The organism is Achromobacter sp. Marseille-Q4954 (assembly GCF_943737025.1).
Taxonomy (GTDB): Bacteria; Pseudomonadota; Gammaproteobacteria; order Burkholderiales; family Burkholderiaceae_B; genus Achromobacter; species Achromobacter bronchisepticus_A.
This window is the reverse complement of sequence record NZ_CALSFQ010000001.1, coordinates 3,003,317-3,021,761: the sequence shown is the minus strand read 5'-3', so window position 1 is coordinate 3,021,761 and position 18,445 is coordinate 3,003,317. Positions and strand designations below refer to the sequence as shown.

General features: G+C 67.4%; 17 protein-coding genes. 13 read left to right on the top strand and 4 right to left on the bottom strand.

The window, feature by feature from the left end; translation table 11 throughout:
- Positions 1-142: 142 nt before the first annotated feature.
- Entirely contained in the window at positions 143-1,129 is a 987-nt protein-coding gene (locus NGK62_RS14220) for an AraC family transcriptional regulator (RefSeq protein WP_251878788.1), read from the top strand.
- Positions 1,130-1,144: 15 nt separating this feature from the next.
- Here NGK62_RS14220 and NGK62_RS14215 read toward each other — a convergent pair whose 3' ends face one another.
- Positions 1,145-4,756: an indolepyruvate ferredoxin oxidoreductase family protein gene (locus tag NGK62_RS14215; RefSeq protein ID WP_251878786.1), complete on the bottom strand. Its 3,612-nt coding sequence runs from the start codon at positions 4,754-4,756 to the stop codon at positions 1,145-1,147.
- Positions 4,757-4,924: 168 nt separating this feature from the next.
- Here NGK62_RS14215 and mutY point away from each other — a divergent pair, with 168 nt between their 5' ends.
- On the top strand, positions 4,925-5,995 hold the full coding sequence (gene mutY, locus NGK62_RS14210; RefSeq protein ID WP_251878784.1) for an A/G-specific adenine glycosylase: 1,071 nt from the start codon (positions 4,925-4,927) through the stop codon (positions 5,993-5,995).
- Positions 5,996-5,999: 4 nt separating this feature from the next.
- Here the strand turns inward: mutY and NGK62_RS14205 are convergent, their stop codons facing one another.
- A complete protein-coding gene (locus tag NGK62_RS14205) occupies positions 6,000-6,824 on the bottom strand; it encodes a helix-turn-helix transcriptional regulator (RefSeq protein ID WP_118933633.1) in 825 nt (274 codons plus the stop codon).
- Between the two features lie 115 nt (positions 6,825-6,939).
- Here NGK62_RS14205 and NGK62_RS14200 point away from each other — a divergent pair, with 115 nt between their 5' ends.
- Together NGK62_RS14200 and iaaH are read left to right on the top strand one after the other, a co-directional pair.
- A complete protein-coding gene (locus NGK62_RS14200; RefSeq protein WP_251878782.1) occupies positions 6,940-7,710 on the top strand; it encodes a class I SAM-dependent methyltransferase in 771 nt (256 codons plus the stop codon).
- Between the two features lie 93 nt (positions 7,711-7,803).
- Positions 7,804-9,279, top strand: a complete 1,476-nt coding sequence (iaaH, locus tag NGK62_RS14195; RefSeq protein ID WP_251878780.1) for an indoleacetamide hydrolase — start codon at positions 7,804-7,806, stop codon at positions 9,277-9,279.
- A gap of 82 nt (positions 9,280-9,361) precedes the next feature.
- On the opposite strand, the gene NGK62_RS14190 is transcribed toward iaaH, so the two are convergent.
- Complete coding sequence (locus tag NGK62_RS14190) at positions 9,362-9,697, bottom strand: PsiF family protein (protein WP_059377545.1); 336 nt, start codon at positions 9,695-9,697, stop codon at positions 9,362-9,364.
- Positions 9,698-10,061: 364 nt separating this feature from the next.
- Between NGK62_RS14190 and NGK62_RS14185 the strand changes: the two genes are divergently transcribed.
- Positions 10,062-10,400, top strand: a complete 339-nt coding sequence (locus NGK62_RS14185; protein ID WP_251879596.1) for an FxLYD domain-containing protein — start codon at positions 10,062-10,064, stop codon at positions 10,398-10,400.
- Positions 10,401-10,597: 197 nt separating this feature from the next.
- On the top strand, positions 10,598-11,251 hold the full coding sequence (locus NGK62_RS14180; RefSeq protein ID WP_054455866.1) for a carbonic anhydrase: 654 nt from the start codon (positions 10,598-10,600) through the stop codon (positions 11,249-11,251).
- 20 nt (positions 11,252-11,271) lie between these two features.
- Here the strand turns inward: NGK62_RS14180 and NGK62_RS14175 are convergent, their stop codons facing one another.
- The gene (locus tag NGK62_RS14175) at positions 11,272-11,949 is read right to left on the bottom strand and encodes a GntR family transcriptional regulator (RefSeq protein ID WP_013391284.1); all 678 of its coding nucleotides are present in this window, start codon (positions 11,947-11,949) and stop codon (positions 11,272-11,274) included.
- Between the two features lie 186 nt (positions 11,950-12,135).
- On the opposite strand from NGK62_RS14175, the gene NGK62_RS14170 reads away from it, so the two are divergent.
- The 7 genes from NGK62_RS14170 (at position 12,136) to NGK62_RS14140 (ending at position 18,438) form a co-directional block, all read left to right on the top strand.
- Positions 12,136-12,930 (top strand): SDR family NAD(P)-dependent oxidoreductase, encoded by a 795-nt coding sequence (locus NGK62_RS14170; protein ID WP_059377540.1) that lies wholly within the window; start codon positions 12,136-12,138, stop codon positions 12,928-12,930.
- Positions 12,931-13,013: 83 nt separating this feature from the next.
- Positions 13,014-14,228, top strand: coding sequence for an ABC transporter substrate-binding protein (locus NGK62_RS14165; RefSeq protein WP_059377537.1), 1,215 nt, complete (start codon positions 13,014-13,016; stop codon positions 14,226-14,228).
- Positions 14,229-14,295: 67 nt separating this feature from the next.
- Complete coding sequence (locus NGK62_RS14160; protein ID WP_059377535.1) at positions 14,296-15,198, top strand: branched-chain amino acid ABC transporter permease; 903 nt, start codon at positions 14,296-14,298, stop codon at positions 15,196-15,198.
- Positions 15,195-16,193: a branched-chain amino acid ABC transporter permease gene (locus tag NGK62_RS14155; protein WP_059377534.1), complete on the top strand. Its 999-nt coding sequence runs from the start codon at positions 15,195-15,197 to the stop codon at positions 16,191-16,193. Before NGK62_RS14160 ends, NGK62_RS14155 begins: the two co-directional genes overlap by 4 nt.
- On the top strand, positions 16,190-16,954 hold the full coding sequence (locus tag NGK62_RS14150) for an ABC transporter ATP-binding protein (RefSeq protein ID WP_059377532.1): 765 nt from the start codon (positions 16,190-16,192) through the stop codon (positions 16,952-16,954). Before NGK62_RS14155 ends, NGK62_RS14150 begins: the two co-directional genes overlap by 4 nt.
- Positions 16,947-17,666: an ABC transporter ATP-binding protein gene (locus NGK62_RS14145; RefSeq protein ID WP_059377529.1), complete on the top strand. Its 720-nt coding sequence runs from the start codon at positions 16,947-16,949 to the stop codon at positions 17,664-17,666. Before NGK62_RS14150 ends, NGK62_RS14145 begins: the two co-directional genes overlap by 8 nt.
- Before the next feature lie 19 nt (positions 17,667-17,685).
- A complete protein-coding gene (locus tag NGK62_RS14140; protein WP_251878777.1) occupies positions 17,686-18,438 on the top strand; it encodes an SDR family NAD(P)-dependent oxidoreductase in 753 nt (250 codons plus the stop codon).
- Positions 18,439-18,445: the final 7 nt, after the last annotated feature.

The following is an 18,445-nucleotide window of genomic DNA, read 5'->3' as shown; positions in this document are numbered from 1 at the left end:
CTGCCGGCTAGATTAGGCTGCCCCAGGGAGCCGCTCTATCCGGATTCCGTCAGCCTTATCCGGGAATCACTTAATTCCAAGTCCTTGACGTTTAAAGTACCCTCGCCAATGACACGGGAGCGTTCCCGTCCCGGAGGCATCCATGCACGGCTGGTCCCGACTCACGCTTGCGCCCCTGTTCAAGCGGCGCGTCTTCAGCTCCACCCAGCAGGACGAGACGCGCACCCTCGTCTCCGAAGCCCTGAAAGAGCACCGTCTCACCTGGAAAGGCGGCCGCGTCGATGCCGAGCTGAACCGGGGCCGCTTCGGTTCGCTGACGGTCTGTACGTTGCGCTACGGCGCCGAAGTCCACATCGAACCCGACCGCCTGCAGGACTTCATGCTGGTCCAGGTCCCCCTGAGCGGCCGCGCCTGTATCGAATGCGGCAACGACCGCGTCGACGCCGACCCCGATTGCGCCGCCGTCATCGCCCCCAACCGCCCGCTGAAACTGCATTGGGAAGCCGGCTGCGAACAGCTGCTGCTCAAGATCCCTCGCGGCAAGCTCGAAGCCATCGGGCTGCGCGCCTTCGGCGAGGCCGCCACCCGGCCGCTGGACTTCAGCCCCGCCCTGCGCCTGGACAACCCGGTCGGCGCCGTCTGGCGCAGCATGGTCGAAAGCCTGATCCACCTGCTGCCCACCCTGGATGACGGCGCTCCCCGCCCGCCCGCGGCCTGGCTGGAGCACCTGGAAGACACGCTGGTGCTGCACCTGCTCTACAACCAGCCCAACAGCTGGCAGGCGCATGCCGGCATCGCCCCCGCCGTCCCGCGCCGCCTGAGCGCGGCGGAATCCTATATGCGCGACCACCTCGCCGCCCCGCTGACCCTGGCGGACATTGCCCGCCATGCCGGCGCCAGCGCCAGCGCGCTGACGCGCCTGTTCCAGGAACACCGCAACACCACGCCCATGAACGCGCTGCGGGCGCTGCGGCTGGACGAAGCCAGAAACCGGTTGCGCACGCAGGCAGGCGCCAGCGTCACGGAAGTGGCGCTGGGCGTGGGGTTCGGACATCTGGGGAGGTTCTCGGAGTATTACCGGGAACGCTTCGGGGAACTGCCGCGCGAGACGCGGCGGGTGATGGAGTGACGGGGATGGAATGACTCAGGCCACCCGCGCTCCTCCAATGGAAACCACCGTCGCACTGAAGTCCTTCAGCAACGCCTCCCTGCGCGCAGCCACGCTCTCCATCGCGGCCTCCTTCACGTGGCCATACCCCCGGATGTCCTCGGGCAAACTCGCCAGCGCCACTGCACGGTCCAGGTTCCCGCGATTCAGCTTCGACAGGATCGCCGTGATCGTCTCCCGGTACTCGCGGATCAGTTCGCGTTCGGCGCGGCGCTCGGCCGTGTAGCCAAACGGGTCCAGTCTCGTGCCGCGCAATCTGCGCATCCGCGCCAGCACCCGGAACACGCGCAACATCCCCGGGCCATAGCTGCGCTTGATCAGGTGGCCGTCCTTGTCGCGCCGCGCGAACAGCGGCGGCGCCAGGTGGAAACGCAGCTTCCAGTCGCCTTCGAACTGCGCTTGCACCCGCTTGAGGAACTCGCCGTCCGAATACAGCCGCGCGACTTCGTATTCGTCCTTGTAGGCCATCAGCTTGAAGTAGTAGCGCGCCACCGCCAGCGCCAGCCGGTTGGTGCCCGTGGCCTCGCGCTCGGCGCGCGCCACCTTGTCCACCAGTTCGGTGTATTGCAGGGCGTAAGCCTGGTTCTGGTAGTCGGTCAGGAACGCCTTGCGCACCGCCACCACCCGCTCCAGCTCGCCCGTCGGCTTCTTCAGTTCCAACACAGGCTTGTCGGCGCGCGGACGCTTGAGTTCGATGATGCCCTCCGGCCGCGACGGCGCGCCGCCGTTGGCGATCAGGCGCTTCACGTCCGCCAGGTCATGCGCGGCGCGGCGGCCCCAGGCGAAGGCGGCGAGGTTGTTCGGCACCTGCTGGCCGTTCAGTTCGATGGCGCGCAAGAGCGCCTGCTGCGACAGCGGGATCCAGCCCTTCTGGTAGGCGTAGCCCATCATCAGCGGATTGGAGTAGATCGCATCGCCCAGCAGGCCCAGGGCCAATGCGGCGGCATCGACAGTGGCCAGGTGCTCCTTGCCGCAGGCGGACGCCAGGTCGGCGGTCAGGTTGGCGCCCGGCAGCGTCCAGTCCGGATTGCTGACGAAGGACGCGGTCGGCGCGGTGTCGCTGTTGAGCAGCACGCGGGTGCGGTCGGGATTCACCCGCGCCATGGATTCGGCGCTGGTGGCCACCACCAGGTCGCCTGCCAGCAGCAGGTCGGCCTCGCCCATGGCGACCCGCGTATTCAGCAGGCGGTCCGGCGTCTGCGCCAGCACCACGTGCGAGTACACCGCGCCGCCCTTCTGCGCCAGGCCCGCCATGTCCAGCACCGAACAGCCCTTGCCTTCCAGGTGCGCGGCCATGCCCAGCAGCTGGCCTATGGTGACCACGCCGGTGCCGCCCACGCCGGCGATGAAGACGCCGTAGGGCTGATGCAATTCGCGCGCTGCCGGCTGCGGCACGTCGTCATCGATGGCGCCGTCCTGCGCCAGCGCGCCCGGCTTCTTGAGCTTGCCGCCTTCCACCGTCACGAAGCTGGGGCAAAAGCCCTTCAGACAGGAGAAATCCTTGTTGCAGCTGGACTGGTTGATCGTGCGCTTGCGGCCGAACTCGGTGTCCAGGGGTTCCACCGACAGGCAGTGCGATTTCTGTGAACAATCGCCGCAACCTTCGCACACGCGTTCGTTGATGAGCACGCGGCGGGCCGGGTCCGGGTAGGCATTGCGCTTGCGGCGGCGCCGCTTCTCGGTGGCGCAGGTCTGGTCATAGATCAGCACCGATACCGCGGGATGCTCGCGCAATTCGCGCATGACCGCGTCGAGCTCGTCGCGGTGCCGTACCGGCACGCCGGGCGCCAACCCCTCGACATGCTTGTACTTGTCGGGATCGTCGGTGACGACGATGATTTTCTCGATGCCCTCGGCCGCCACCTGGCTGCTGATCATGGGCACGCTCAAGGGTCCGTCCACCGGTTGCCCGCCCGTCATCGCCACCGCGTCGTTGAACAGGATCTTGTAGGTGATGGGCACCTTGGCCGCCACCGCCGCGCGTATGGCCAGCAAGCCCGAATGGAAGTAGGTGCCGTCGCCCAGGTTGGCGAACACGTGTTTTTCCTCGGTGAACGGGGCCTGGCCCACCCAGGGCACGCCCTCGCCGCCCATCTGCGTAAAGACATCGGTGCTGCGGTCCATCCAGCGGACCATGTAGTGGCAGCCTATGCCTGCCATCCCGCGCGAGCCTTCCGGCAGGCGGGTCGAGGTGTTGTGCGGACAGCCCGAACAGAACCAGGGCTTGCGCTCTTCGACCACGCGCGGGCGCGCCAGCGCCTGTTCGCGGCCGCTGATGAAAGCCAGGCGCGCCTCGATGCCGGCGCGCACGTCCTCGGGCAGTTCGAAGCGCAACAGGCGCGCGGCGATGGCGCGCGCGACCATGGCGGGCGAGAACTCATAATGCGCCGGCAGCAGCCAGTTGCCTTGCGGCACCGACCATTCGCCGCCGTCCTTGTCGTCGAACTTGCCGACCACGCGCGGAATCTTCTTGCCGCTGCCGATCCAGCTGAACAGTTCTTCCTTCAGCTGGTACTCCAGCACCTGGCGCTTTTCCTCGACCACCAGGATCTCGTCCAGGCCTTCGGCGAAATGCTGCATGCCGGTGGACTCCAGCGGCCAGACCATGCCGACCTTGAACAGCCGCAGGCCGATGCGCTGGCATACGGTCTCGGACAGCCCCAGGTCGGACAGCGCCTGGCGCGTGTCCAGATATGCCTTGCCCGAGGTCATGATGCCGAAGCGCGCATCGCGCTGCGGCACATGCCAGAGTTCGCGGTTGAGCTTGTTGGCGCGGGCATAGGCCAGCGCGGCATAGAGCTTGTAGTCCAGCAGGCGGGCCTCCTGCTGCAGCGGCGTGTCGGGCAGCCTGATGTTCAGGCCGTCGGCCGGCAGCAGGAAGTCCTGCGGCAGCAGTATCTCCACGCGATGGGGAGCCACGTCCACGGAAGCCGAGACTTCGACGATATCGGTGATGCACTTCATGCCCACCCAGACGCCCGCGTAGCGGCTCATCGCCCAGCCATGCAGGCCGTAGTCCAGCACTTCCTGCACGCTGGACGGAAACAGCGCAGGGATCATGCAGGCCTTGAGGATGTGGTCGCTCTGGTGCGGCAGGGTCGAGGACTTGGCGGGGTGGTCGTCGCCCGCCACCACCAGCACGCCGCCATGGCGCGAGGTGCCGGCGGCGTTGGCGTGCTTGAAGACGTCGCCGCAGCGGTCCACGCCGGGCCCCTTGCCGTACCACATGCCGAACACGCCGTCGTACTTGGCGCCCGGGAACAGGTTGACCTGCTGCGAGCCCCACACCGCGGTGGCGGCCAGGTCTTCGTTGATGCCGGGCTGGAACTCGACGTGATGGGCCTTCAGGTACTTGGCCGCCTTCCACATGTTCTGGTCCACGCCGCCCAGCGGAGAACCGCGATAACCAGACACGAAGCCCGCCGTATTCAGGCCGGCGCGCGCATCGCGCACGCGTTGCATCATGGGCAGGCGGACCAGGGCATGGATGCCGCTCATCCAGGCGCGCCCGGACTCCAGGGTGTACTTGTCGTCCAGCTGGACGGATTCAAGCGCGGCACGCAAGGCAGGCGAAGCAGGAGCGTTCATGTCGACTCCAAGGGATCCAGGAACCCCGGCCGGCGACGCGCGACACCCTCTTGAAGCGCACGCGGGCGAGCAAGGGACGTGAATTGCGGGCGCTGGCGCGCTTCTGTTTCCATTGTTTGTAACCGCTAGCCCCACCCCGGGCAATAGGGCGATGCGATAATTGCCGCCATGGACTTCGCCCCTCGTATCGTCGACTGGCAGCGCCGTCACGGCCGCCACGATCTCCCCTGGCAAAACACCCGGGATCCCTACCGCATCTGGCTTTCCGAGATCATGCTGCAGCAGACGCAGGTGGCGACGGTCATCCCCTATTACGAACGCTTCCTGCAGCGCTTTCCGGACGTGGCCGCGCTGGCGGCGGCCGCGCAGGAAGACGTAATGCCCTACTGGGCCGGACTGGGCTACTACGCCCGCGCCCGCAACCTGCACCGCTGCGCGCAAGAAATCGCGCGCGACTGGGGCGGACGTTTCCCGCCCACGGCGCAAGCCATCGCCACGCTGCCGGGTATCGGCCGCTCCACCGCCGCCGCCATCGCCGCGTTCGCCTACGGCGAGCGCTCGCCCATCCTGGACGGCAACGTCAAGCGCGTGTTCACGCGGCACTTCGGCATCGCCGGGGACCCGACCAAGCGTGAAGTCGAACAGAAGCTGTGGGCGCTGGCAGATGCGCAGGTCGAAGCCGCGCCCGGCCTGGACATGGCCGCCTACACGCAGGGACTGATGGACCTGGGCGCCACGCTATGCACGCGCGGCAAGCCTGCCTGCGAGGCCTGCCCCGTGGCGGACAGCTGCGTGGCCAAACGCGAAGGCCGCCAGGCCGAACTGCCCACGCCCAAGGCGCGCAAGGCGATCCCCGAACGCGAGACCTGTATGCTGGTCCTGCGGCATCAGGGCGCCTTCCTGCTGCAGCAGCGGCCCGAGCCCGGCATCTGGGGCGGACTGTGGAGCCTGCCCGAATTCGACGTGTCGCAAGACCCCGACAGCGCTTCCCGCGCGCTGGGCCTGGAGCCCGAACAGCGCTTCGAGCTGGCGGCCTTCGCCCACACCTTCACGCACTACCGCCTGCACATCCGGCCCTGGCTGGTGCCGGTGCGCGCGACAGGGCTGCGCGAGTCCGCAAGGCCGGAACGCTGGGTGCCGGCGGACGAACTGCCGTCGATTGCGCTGCCGGCGCCGGTGAAGAAACTGCTGCAGGGGCTGGTCGACGCCGGGATGCAGGACAGCCTGTTCAAGGGCTGATCTTTCAGGGCTGTGCGCCCCCGCCCAACAACATCACCAGCTTCAGGTCCGGATGCGTCGCCAGCCGGAACGTGATCTGCTGGTAGGCCAGCTTGCCGCGGCCCGGATGCTGGAATTCGCGCAGGCCGCCTTCACGCTCGACCACCGCATGGCGCGTCCACCAGTGGGCGAACACCGGGCTTTGCCGGTTCAGGTTGTCCAGGAGCGCCAGCACGGCCGGCTCGTCCAGGTGCGCGCCGGCGTCGGCGCGGAATTCCGCCACCACGCGGCGGGCGCGCTGGTCCCAATCCACCACCAGTTCGCGCGCGGCGGGGTCCAGGAAGATGTAGCGCAGCAGATTCGGTTCGGCATCGCGCGCCGGCCAGTTGTCGAACAGGTCGCGCAGGGGCTCGTTGTAGGCCAGCACGTTCCAGGCCCGGTCCAGCACGTAGGCCGGGGCGTTGATCGCGTTCACGCATTCCTGCAAGGGACCTGGCGCGCCGGCGTCGTCGCGGCCGTGCTGCGGATCGGCGCAGTCGGCCAAGTCGAACAGATAGGCGCGTTCGGCGCGGGCCAGTTGCAGCACGCCCGCGATGCGCGACCAGACCGAAGGCGATACCGACACTTCCCGCCCCTGCTCGATCCAGGTGTACCAGGTGACGCTGATGCCGCAAAGCTGGGCCACTTCCTCGCGCCGCAATCCGGGGGTGCGGCGGCGCATGCCTTCGGGCAGGCCGGCCATCTGGGGCGTGATGCGGGAGCGGGCGCTGCGCACGAATTCGCCCAGCGCCTGGCGGCGCAGGGGGGAGCCTTCGTGGCCGGCGGCGCCGGCCTGGGGGGAAGTAGTCATACCAGGATGAGCAATGGACTTGTACGTGTATGGACAGCCGCCTATCTTAGCGCCTGGGCCGCCGCTTCCACCTGCTTTCCACCCCCGTACCGGCCCCAGCCACCCAAGGATTCCCATGACCGCCAGTACCCATGACGCCGCCGTCGACCGCCAATTCAGCCCGCGCGCGACCGCCTATCTGACCAGCGCCGTACACGCCCAGGGTGAAGACCTGCTGCAGATGGCCGACATCGCCGCGCAGCATCCCGAAGCCCGGCTGCTGGACCTGGGCTGTGGCGGCGGCCACGTGAGCTTTCACGTGGCGCCGCAAGTCAAACACGTCACCGCCTACGACCTGTCGCAGCAGATGCTGGACGTGGTCGCCGGCGAGGCCGCCAAGCGCGGGCTGGCCAATCTGGCCACCCGCCAGGGCAAGGCGGAGTACCTGCCCTTCGGCGACGGCGAGTTCGACCTGGTGATGTCGCGCTATTCCACCCACCACTGGCAGGACGCCGGGCGCGGCCTGCGCGAAGCCTTCCGGGTGCTGAAGCCGGGCGGCATCGCCGTGTTCGCCGATGTGGTGTCGCCGGGCGAACCGCTGCTGGATACCTGGCTGCAGACCATCGAAGTGCTGCGAGACACCTCGCACGTGCGCGACTACTCGGTCGCCGAGTGGACCCGCATGCTGACCGAGGCCGGCTTCACCCTGCAGGGCCTGACGCCGCGCCGCCTGCCGCTGGAGTTCCAGTCCTGGGTCGTGCGCATGCGCACGCCGGACACGCTGGTGGCGGCCCTGCGCCATATGTTCGGCATCGCGCCGGACGTGGTGCGCGCGCACTTCGACGTGCAGGACGACGCTTCCTTCACCAGCGACACGGCGACCATCGTGGTGAGGAAGCCGGGCTGATTCCTGGCGCGGCGGCGGGACCTGCTCGACAGCGCCCGCTTCCCCCTGTATAGGTACGGGTTCGACAGAATCCCGCACAGGTAAGGAAGCGTCATGTCCGATACGTCCAAACAGCCATTGCCCGCCGCGTCCCCTGCGGACCTGACCGTCACCGAGGCCGCGGCCCTTATCCGGCAGGGCCGCCTCACCAGCGTTGCGCTGACCCAGGCCTGCCTGGACCGCATCGAGGCGCGCGCCGATCTCAACGCCTTCATCACCGTGGACCGCGCAGGCGCGCTGGCCCAGGCCCGCGCCCGGGATGCCGCCCGCGGCCAGGCGGACCAGGCCGCGCAGCCGCTGGCCGGCGTGCCCATCGCCATCAAGGACAACATCCACGTTGCCGGCCTGCCCAACACGGCCGGCACGCCGGCCTTGAAGCATTTCCGTCCGGCCGAGGACGCGCCGGTGGTGCGCCGCCTGCGCGAGGCGGGCGCCGTCATCGTGGGCAAGACCAATATGCACGAACTGGCCTTTGGCGTGTCGGGCTACAACACCGCCTTTCCCGGCGCGCACGGCGAGGGCACCCGCAACGCCTATGACGCGCGCCTGATCGCCGGCGGCTCGTCCTCGGGCAGCGGCGCGGCGGTGGGCGCACGCCTGACGCCGGCCGCGCTGGGCACGGACACGGGCGCCTCGGTGCGCCTGCCTGCGGCGGTGAACGGCGCGGTGGGCTTTCGCCCGTCGGTGGGCCGCTACGACGGCGCCGGCATCACGCCGATCTCGCACACCCGCGACACGCCTGGACCCATCGCCAACAGCATGGACGACATCGTGCTGCTGGACGCGGTGCTGACGGGCGACCGCCAGCCCTTGTCCGCCCTGCCGCCTGCCGGCATGCGCCTGGGCCTGTGCGACTACTTCTGGAAGGACCTGGACCCGCAGGTGCAGGCCGTCATGGATGCCGCGCTGGCCAAGCTGCGCGCGGCCGGCGTGCAACTGGTCGAACTGGACATGCCGGGCCTGGAAGCCAGCAACGCCGCAGTCGGCATGCCGGTCTGCCTGTACGAGCAGAAGGGCGACCTGACGGACTATCTCAGCCGCTACGGCACCGGCCTCAGCTTCGAACAGGTGGTGGCCCAGATCTCCAGCCCGGACGTCAAAGGGATTTTCGACGGCCTGATCGTGCCTGGCGTGCTGCCCCTGCCCACGGGCGAGGCGCTGCCGCTGCAGCCGCTTTATGAACGCGCCATGGCGACGCACCGCGACGAGCTCATCGGCGTGTACCGCCGCGCATTCCAGGACCATGCGCTGGACGGCCTGCTGTTTCCCACGGTGCCGATCCCGCCGCTGGCCGCCACGCCCGAAGCCAGCAGCTTCGAGAGCTTCGGCCGCCTGGCGCGCAATGTCGATCCGGGCAGCAACGCCGGCCTGCCGGGACTGAGCGTGCCCGCCGGCCTGTCAGCGGACGGACTGCCGGTGGGATTGGAAGTCGACGGGCTGCCAGGCGAGGACCGCAAGGTGCTGGCGGTCGGGCTGGCGCTGGAAAGCGTGCTGGGGCGCTTGCAGGGGCCGGGACGTTCCGGCGGCTGAGAGGCGCCTCATGCCAAAAAAATCGCCAGCCCGTTTCAGGGGCTGGCGATTTTTCTTCGCGACATGCCGTGTTGCGTCGGCGCTAGCCTTTCAGGCAGGTGCTCATGAAGGTCTTGCGCTTGTCGCCGGTCAGTTGCTGCGAGGTGGCCTTGGCGTTGCAGTCCTTCATCTTCTGCTGCTGCGGCGTGAGTTCCTTGGCGGGCGCGGCGGTTTCGCCCTTCAGGCAGCTGCTCATGTAGGCCTTGCGGTCATCGCCCTTCTTGCCTTCGGCGGACTTGTTGCAGTCGGCCATGCGCTGCTGCTGCGGCGTAGGCGTCTTGGCGGTGGCGGGAGCTGCGGGCGTCTGGGCAAGGGCTGCGCCGGCGAAACAAGCGGTCAACAGAAAGGCCGAGGCCAACTGGCTGGTACGGGAAAGCATGGATTCCTCCCTTGGCGCCCGCGCGCCTGGACTCAGTCGCAAAGGCGGGCCGCACGATCCGCCGGCCCAATCGCCGGCCCGGTCATGATCGAACAAACCCGAACCCTGCGCAAGAGTGCGGAAAGTCAAGAATCGCCAAGGCCTTACACGCCCCTGAAACCGCTGCAGGCTTCCCCCGTGGACATGCCCCCCACGCAGGCGAATTTGCGACCAATCCAAGCACCCTGTTACCCATTCATCCCTTTGCCCCGTTGTGTACATGGCGGGAAAGGTGTGAGATAAGCATGCCCCCAAGGTAGAGGAGGCATTGACCGCCCTGCGGACCCGAACGGCATCCGACTCCGCGGCTGCACAGGAGACCATGATGAAACTTGCCCTTGCCTGGTTCGCGCTGCTTGCCGGCCTGTCCGGCGCCGCCGGCGCGCAGAGCCTGGTCTACGGCGTCACGCTGGGCAACGTCCAGGCCGTGCGCGACGTCAACCAGAACGTGTCGGCCATCACCGGGCTGCTGTCCAACCAGTCGACGCGGCACATCAACAGCGCCATGCTGACCTTCGTGCTGTACGACGCGCAGGACCGCGAGATCGGCCGCGTGCGCGACGACGTCATCGGCCCGCTGGCGCCCGGCCAGATCAAGCAGATCCGGGCCGTCACGCCGCTGCAATTCACCCGCGTCACCGCGCTGGACGTCGACGCCCGCTAGGCGCCGGCTAGACGCCCGTTACGGCCCGCCTGCCAAAAAAAACCCTGATTACTTCAGGGTCTAGACAGCGTGGCGCAAGGTCAAATATGGGAAAATTCGGTTTGTCGACTCAATAAAAGGGGCTTCCACACGAAGCCCCTTGTTGCGTGCGCCGACACGCCAGCACGCCTGGCTCCAGCTACGAGGAAGAAAAGATCATGTTTCCAAAAAGACTTACCGAAGGCTATCAATCTTTCCTGGGGGGCCGTTTCCCTTCGGAAAGCAGCCGATACCAGAAGCTGGCCGAATCGGGACAAAACCCGGAAATCCTGATCATCGGATGCTGCGACTCCCGCGTGTCGCCCGAAGTCATCTTCGATGCCGGCCCCGGCGAGATGTTCGTCGTGCGCAACGTCGCGAACCTGGTCCCGCCCTGTGACCCTGACTCGGAATCCTCGTACCACGGCACCAGCGCCGCGATCGAATTCGCGGTCAACGGCCTGAACGTCAAGCACATCGTGGTGCTGGGCCATGCCTCCTGCGGCGGCATCCGCTCCTTCTTCGACGACGCCAAGCCGCTGACCAAGGGCGATTTCATCGGCAAGTGGATGTCGCAGATCGAGCCCGTGGCCGAACGCCTGGGCCCCGGCACCGGCGACCGCCAGGCCAACCTGAAGCGTCTGGAACTGGCCGTGGTCGAGCACAGCCTGAACAACCTGATGACCTTCCCGTCCATCCGCCGCCGCGTGGAAAAGGGCGAACTGGAACTGCACGGCACCTACTTCGGCGTGGCCACCGGCCTGCTGTACCTGCGCGACCCCGCCACCGGCGAATTCAATCCCTGCCTCGAGGCGCCTGCGGCCGCGGCCTGAGGTTGGAGCGCGGGCGTGCCTTACACCCGGTACGCCTGCGCCAGCCTTTCGTAGTTGTTCTTCAGGATGATGCCCGCGTAGTACACGTGTTCGCGCATCAGATCCTCGGCCCGCGCACCGTCGCGGGCGATGATCGCATTGACGATGCGGTGATGGTCGTCATGCGACCGCAGGATGATGCCGTGGTCTTCCCACAGGATGATCCGGTCCGAGGCGTAGGGAATCGCCTGCGCCTGCGTCGCGAAGCGCCGCACCCAGGGGTTGCCCGCCGCTTCCAGGATGCCGTTGTGCAAGGTGATGTTCACCTGCTGGTACGGCAGATGGTCCTCGGCCAGCAACACGCCCTTGCCCAGTATCCGGTCGCCTTCGTCCAGGCAATTCTTCAGCACCGCCACGGCATCGTTCGATAGCCCGCGCAAGGCCGCCTGGCGGCAGGCCAGCCCTTCCAGCGCCGCCCGCACCTCATAGGCCGCCACGATTTCGCCGATGTCATAAGCGCGCACCGTGTAGCCGCGCTTGGGCAGATGCTCCAGCAGACCTTCATTGCCCAGCGTCGCCAGCGCCGCGCGCACCGGCGTGCGCGACACCCCCAGTTTTTCCGCCAGCGGGATTTCTTCCAGGCGGGCGCCGGGGCTGAACTTGCCGTGCAGCACCCAGTCCCGCAGCGTGTCGGTAACGTGTTGAGATAGCGTGTCCATAGCCGCATTGTATACATGAAGAATACATAGGGGCGCCAGGCACCGCATAGGTTTTCGGAGAATCCCCGTAAAACACCTCGGGTAATCACCTATACCTGACGCCCACCCATGTATACATAATCGCAAAAAATTCAAACCAACGGCTCGGTCGCGCCCCAGGCGGACAGCACGCCACCAGGAGACAAAATGTCCAATGTATCCACGCCGGCCGGCACGGGCCCGGCTCCCCGTCTTGCGCTCGTCACGGGCGGCGGCGGCGGCATAGGCGCCCGCATCTGCCAGGAACTGGCCAGCGCCGGCTTGCGCGTCGTGGTCTCGGACGTGGACGCCGGGCGCGCCCGCCGCGTGGCCGACGAACTGGGCGCGCCGCACGCGTCGCACGCCTTCGACGTCAGCGACGAGTCCTCGGTCGAGAACGCGTTCGAACAGATCGAAGCGCAGCATGGCCCCATCGCCGTGCTCGTCAGCGCCGCCGGCCTGCTGCTGTTCCAGGAAAACGGCGAACGTCCGCTCATCAAGGACACCTCGCTGGACATCTGGGAACGCAGCTTCGCCGTGAACGCCCGCGGCGTGTTCCTGTGCGGCCGCGCCTACCTGCGCCGGCGCGAGGCCGCGCCACTGGCGCATGGCCGCATCGTCACGTTCACCTCGGTTGCGGCACAGTTGGGCGGCTACCGCTCCAGCGCCTCATACATCGCGGCCAAGTCCGCGGTGCTGGGCCTGACCAAGGCCATGGCGCGCGAATCCGCTCATCTGGGCGTCACGGTCAACGGCATCGCGCCGGGCCTCATCGACACCGACATGCTGCGCAGCACCGTCACCAGCAGCGGCGCGCTCGCTGCCGCCGCACAAGCCATTCCGCTGGGCCGCATCGGCACCGTGGACGACGTAGCCGCCGCCGTGCGCTTCCTGGCGTCGGAGGAAGCCGGCTACATCACCGGCAGCGTCATCGACGTCAACGGCGGCTACCGCATGCAGTAAGGCATTCCGGCGGCCAGGCCGGCAACGCAGCAAAGCGCCCCACCCAAACAAAGGCGCGCATCAAAAAAGAACGGGAGACAAAGATGAAGAAAAGCAGTCGCTACGCAGCCGCCGCCGCGCTATGCGCATGGGCGCTGAGCACGGGCGCGCAGGCCCAGCAGGAACCGGGCATCACCGACAAGACCATCAAGATCGGTCTGTTCGCGCCCTTGTCCGGCAGCGGCATGGCCTACGGCTTTGACGTGCTGAACGCCGCCAAGATGTGGTACGCCAAGGTCAACAAGGAAGGCGGCGTGCACGGCCGCCAGATCGAACTGGTGATCGAGGACGACCGCTGCAACGCCAACGACCTGGTCGCCGCGGTGAAGAAGCTGAACGAGCAGGACAAGGTGTTCCTGCTGAACGGCGGTTCCTGCTCGGCCGCGGTGGTGGCCTCGCGCGAATACGTGGAGCGCGAGAAGGTGCCGCTGGTCATGCTCAACGCCTCGGGCGACGGCGCGCTGTATCCGCCGTCCAAGTACATCTATGGCGCCTTCTCCATTTCCCAGCATGCCGTGGGCGGCTCGATGGTGCAGTTCGCGGCCGAGCACCTGAAGGCCAAGAAGATCGGCTACATCAACCATGACGACGCCTACGGCGGCTGGAACCTGGAAGCCGCGCAGGCCCAGGTCAAGCAGCTGGGCGACCCATCGCTGCAAGTTCAGTCGGTGAACCCGAACATCACCGACGTGACCGCGCCCATGCTGAAGATCCGCGCCGCCAACGCCGACGTGCTGCTGCTGACGACCTACGCCCGCCCCGCCGCGCTCATCATCAAGAAGGCGCAGGAACTGGGCTGGAACAAGCCCATCGTCCTGGCGGTGAACGGCACCGCCGACCTGAAGCAGCTGGTCGAGAACGTGGGCAACAAGGACGCCTTCAAGAACGTCTACATCCAGGAAGTGCTGTCCGACGTGCCGGGCGGCGCCAAGCTGACCTGGGTGTATGACATGTACAAGCAGGCCTACCCCGACCTGGCCGCCAAGCCGGGCCACCCGCAGACCTACATGCCTTACGGCCTGCCGCCCGCGATGGCGGTGGTCAACGCGCTCAAGGCCGCCGGCCCCCAGCCCACCCGCGAGAAGGTGCTGCAGGCGCTGGAAACCATGAAGTTCGACTCCGGCGTCATGGCCGGTCCGATCGAATTCGGCCCGAACGACCGCGCGGCGCAGGAATCCGCCATCTACATCAAGTTCGACGGCACCAACATGTCGCTCGTGCCTGGCGCCTTCAAGAGCGTCTGGCAGTACCAGAAGTAAACCAGCGGCCCGCCATGGGCCTGGCCCGCGCGTTGGCGCAGCAGCGCGCGGGCTGCCGGAGAACATCATGAGCTTTGCCGATATCTGGCTGTTCCTGCAGCAGGGGGTGCTGTCGGGACTGGTGACGGGCAGCGTGTACGCGCTGCTGGCGGTCGCCGTAGTCATCATTTTCAAGACCACCGACGTGCCCAATTTCGCCCAGGGCGAGATCTTCATGGTCGGCGGCTACATCGCCCTGTTCCTCACCCTGGTGATGGGCTGGCCCTATCTCGTCGTCATTCCCATCACGCTCGCCGCCGTGGCCGTCCTGTCCGGCCTGTTCCAGCGCGTCGTGATGGAACGCGTCATCGCCTCCAAGGGCGTGGGCGTGCAGATGGTGATCGCCACGCTGGGCCTGGCCTATGCGCTCAAGGGTCTGGTGCGCCAGACCGGCCTGGGCGACACGCCGCGCTCGCTGCCGCCGCTGGCCTCGACCGACGCCATCATCATCGGCGACGCGGTGCTGACCCAGCTGGACCTGGTGATCTTCGCGGTCGCAGTGGCGGTGATGCTGCTGCTGTTCGGCATGTTCACCTATACCCGGGTCGGCCGCGCCATGCGCGCCGTGGGCATGAATCCCAAGGCCGCCCGCCTGGTGGGCGTGAACCTGACCCGCATCCGCATGCTGGTGTGGGCCCTGGCCGGCTTGATATCGGCGGTCGCGGCGCTGCTCATCACGCCCAAGATCCTGATCACGCCCGACATCGGCCACATCGCCATCCTGGCCTACGCCGCGGCCATCGTGGGCGGCATCACCAGCCTGCCTGGAGCGGTGGTGGGCGGCTTCGTGATCGGCGTGGCCGAGAACCTGGTGGGGCTGTTCATTTCTACCAATGCCATCGTGGTCGCGCCCTTCGTGGCCATCATGGTCGTGCTGCTGCTGCGTCCGCAAGGGCTCCTGGGCGGCAAACTGCAGGTGAAGAAAGTATGAGCAAGAAAATCGACCATGCGCTGCTGGCGCTGATGGCCATCGTGCTGGCGATCCTGCCTTTCGCGGCCAGCGGCTATGTCATCTATGTGGTGAACCTGCTGATGGTGTTCGTGGTGCTGGCGCTGGGCCTGCACCTGGTCATCGGCGAAACCGGACAGTTCGCGCTCTCGCACGCGGCCTTCTACGGCGTGGGCATCTATACCGCCGGCCTCATCAACAACCTGTGGCATCCGCCCTTCTTCATTTCCATCATCGCGGGCGGGCTGCTGGCAGCCGCGCTGGGCTATGTGATCGGCGCGCTGGCGCTGCGCATGCGCGACATCTACCTGGCGCTGTCCACCTTCGCCTTCGGCGAGGCGATGCAGTGGGTGTTCCTGAACTGGCAATCGGTCACCAATGGCTCGAACGGCTTCCGGATCTCGCCGGCCACGCTGTTCGGCTATGAACTGGTGTCGGACGCGAAGGCCTATCCCTTCGTGGTGCTGATCGCCGCGCTGCTGCTGTGGGCCACCGTCGCCCTGTCCCGTTCGCAGCTGGGTTCGGCGTTTCGCGCCGTGCGCGAGAGCGACGTGGCGGCCCAGGCCATGGGCGTGAACGTCAACGCCATCAAGCGCACGGCCTTCACGCTTTCCGCGGCCTACGCCGGCATCGCGGGCGGCATGTACACGACCTTCGCTTCCTTCATCCACCCTGAGAGCCTGGGCTTCCAGACCACCATCCTGATCCTGACGATGGTGGTGGTCGGCGGCATCGGTTCGGTGCGCGGTGCCATCGCGGGCGCGCTGGCCTTCGGCCTGATCTCCGAGCTGCTGCGCCAGGCGTTGTCGTTCCAGGAAATCATCTACGGCGTCATCCTGATGGGCTTCATGATGTTCGCGCCCAAGGGCCTGTTCGCAGGCCGCGGCGCGCGCGGACGGGCTCCGGCGCCGGCCGCGCCCTTGCCTTCCGCCACGCGCCCGGCCGCGGCCAAACCGACCCAAAGGAGCGCCGCATGAGCAGCCATCCCTATCTGGACGTGCAAGGCCTGACCGTCAAGTTCGGCGGCCTCACCGCCATCAACGGCCTGTCCATGCAAGTGGAGCGCGGCCGCATCCATGCGCTGATCGGACCCAACGGCGCGGGCAAGTCCACCACCTTCAATTGCATCTCGCGCTACTACCGTCCCAGCAGCGGCAGCATCTTGTTCGACGGCGCCGACATCACCCGCAAGAAGCCGCACGAAATGGCGGCGCTGGGCGTGGCGCGCACCTTCCAGAACCTGGAGCTGTTCGGCGCGCTGAGCGTGCGCGAAAACGCGCTGCTGGGCACCTACGCGCATGGCGCCAATAGCCCAGGCAAGCTGCTGCGCCCCGCGGCCGCGCAGACGCGCGAGCGCGTCGAACACCTGCTGGAGCGCGTCGGGCTGGCCGACTTCCTGGACACGCCGGCGTGCAGCCTGGACTTCGGCCGCCAGAAGATGCTGGAGCTGGCGCGCGCCCTGGCCATATCGCCCAAGCTGCTGTTGCTGGACGAGCCCGCGGCCGGCCTGCGCAACCGCGAAATCGAAACGCTGGACCGCCTGCTGACGGAGCTGTGCGAACGCGACGGCATCACGGTGCTGCTGGTGGAACACGTCATGCAGCTGGTGATGTCGATCTCGCATCGCATCACCGTCATGTCCTTTGGCGAGAAGATCGCCGAAGGCACGCCCGCTCAGGTGCGCAGCAACCCGCGGGTCATTGAAGCCTATCTGGGCAAGGGAGCCGCCGGTGGCTGATCATCTGCTTGAAGTCGACGCGGTATCGGCCGCCTACGGCAATATCCGCGCCCTGCAGGACGTATCGCTGAAAGTGCCGCAGGGCGCCATCGTGGCGCTGCTGGGCGCCAACGGCGCGGGCAAGTCCACCACGCTGAACGTGATCTCGCGCCTGGTGGCGCCCACCGCGGGCAGCGTGCGCTTTGCGGGCGAACCCATACACCGCCTGGCAGCGGACGCCATCGTCGGGCGCGGCATCGTGCAGGTGCCGGAGGGCCGCGAGATCTTCCGCGACATGAGCGTGCGCGAGAACCTGGAGATGGGCGCCTACCTGCGCACCGACCGGGGCGCGGTGCGGCAGGACCTGGACATGGTGTGCGACACCTTCCCGCGCCTGCGCGAACGCTACGAACAAAAGGCCGCGACGCTGTCCGGCGGCGAACAGCAGATGCTGGCCACGGGCCGCGCCATGATGGCGCGCCCGCGCATGATCCTGCTGGACGAACCGTCCATGGGCCTGTCGCCGCTGGTGGTCGAACAGATCTTCGACATCGTGCTGCGGCTGAACCGCGAGCAAGGCATCACCATCCTGCTGGTGGAGCAGAACGTGAAGCTTGCGCTGTCGGTGTCCAGCTACGCGTACATCCTCGAAAACGGCGAGATCGCGCTGGAAGGCGAGTCCGCCGCGCTCGCCAGCGACGAAGGCGTGCAGCGCGCCTATCTGGGCGCCTGAGGCGCCGAAAGGACCGACCATGATATCGATGCAAGACAAGCGGGTGCTCGTCACGGGCGCGGGCCGCGGCCTGGGCGCGGCCATCGCGCAGGGCTTCGCCAGGCAAGGCGCGGCCGTGATCGTCGCCGACGTGGACGCCGCACTGGCCGCCGCCACCGTGCAGGCCATCCGCGCCGCGGGCGGCAAGGCCGCGGACGCGGTGCTGGACGTGACGGATGCCGCCGCCGTGCGCGACTTTGCGCAACGGTCCGCCACCGAACACGGCAATCTGGACATCCTGATCAACAACGCCGGGATATCGGCGCGCGCCCCGTTCGACGATCCCAAGACGCCCGAGATCTGGGAACGCCTGATGAGCGTGAACCTGCAGGGCACGTTCAACGTCACGCACGCCTTCGTCGAACAGTTGAAGGCCACGCGCGGCGCCATCGTCAACCTGTGCTCCATCGTGGCCTACGGCTGCAGCATCTCGACCGCGGGCTACGTGGTGTCCAAGGGCGGCGTGCGCTCGTTCACCGAGGTGCTTGCGCGCGACCTGGCGCCGCACGGCGTGCGCGTGAACGCCGTGGCGCCCGGCCTGATGGAAACCGAGATGACGGCGGGCCAGCGCGCGCAGGCGCAGGGCACGGATTGGTACATGCAGCGCGCCCCCATGGCGCGCTCGGGACGGGCCGACGAGATCGTGGGTCCGGTTCTTTTCCTGGCCTCGGACATGGCCAGCTATGTGAACGGCGTGGTGCTGCCCGTGGACGGCGGCTACCTGGCCGTGTGAGGAAACA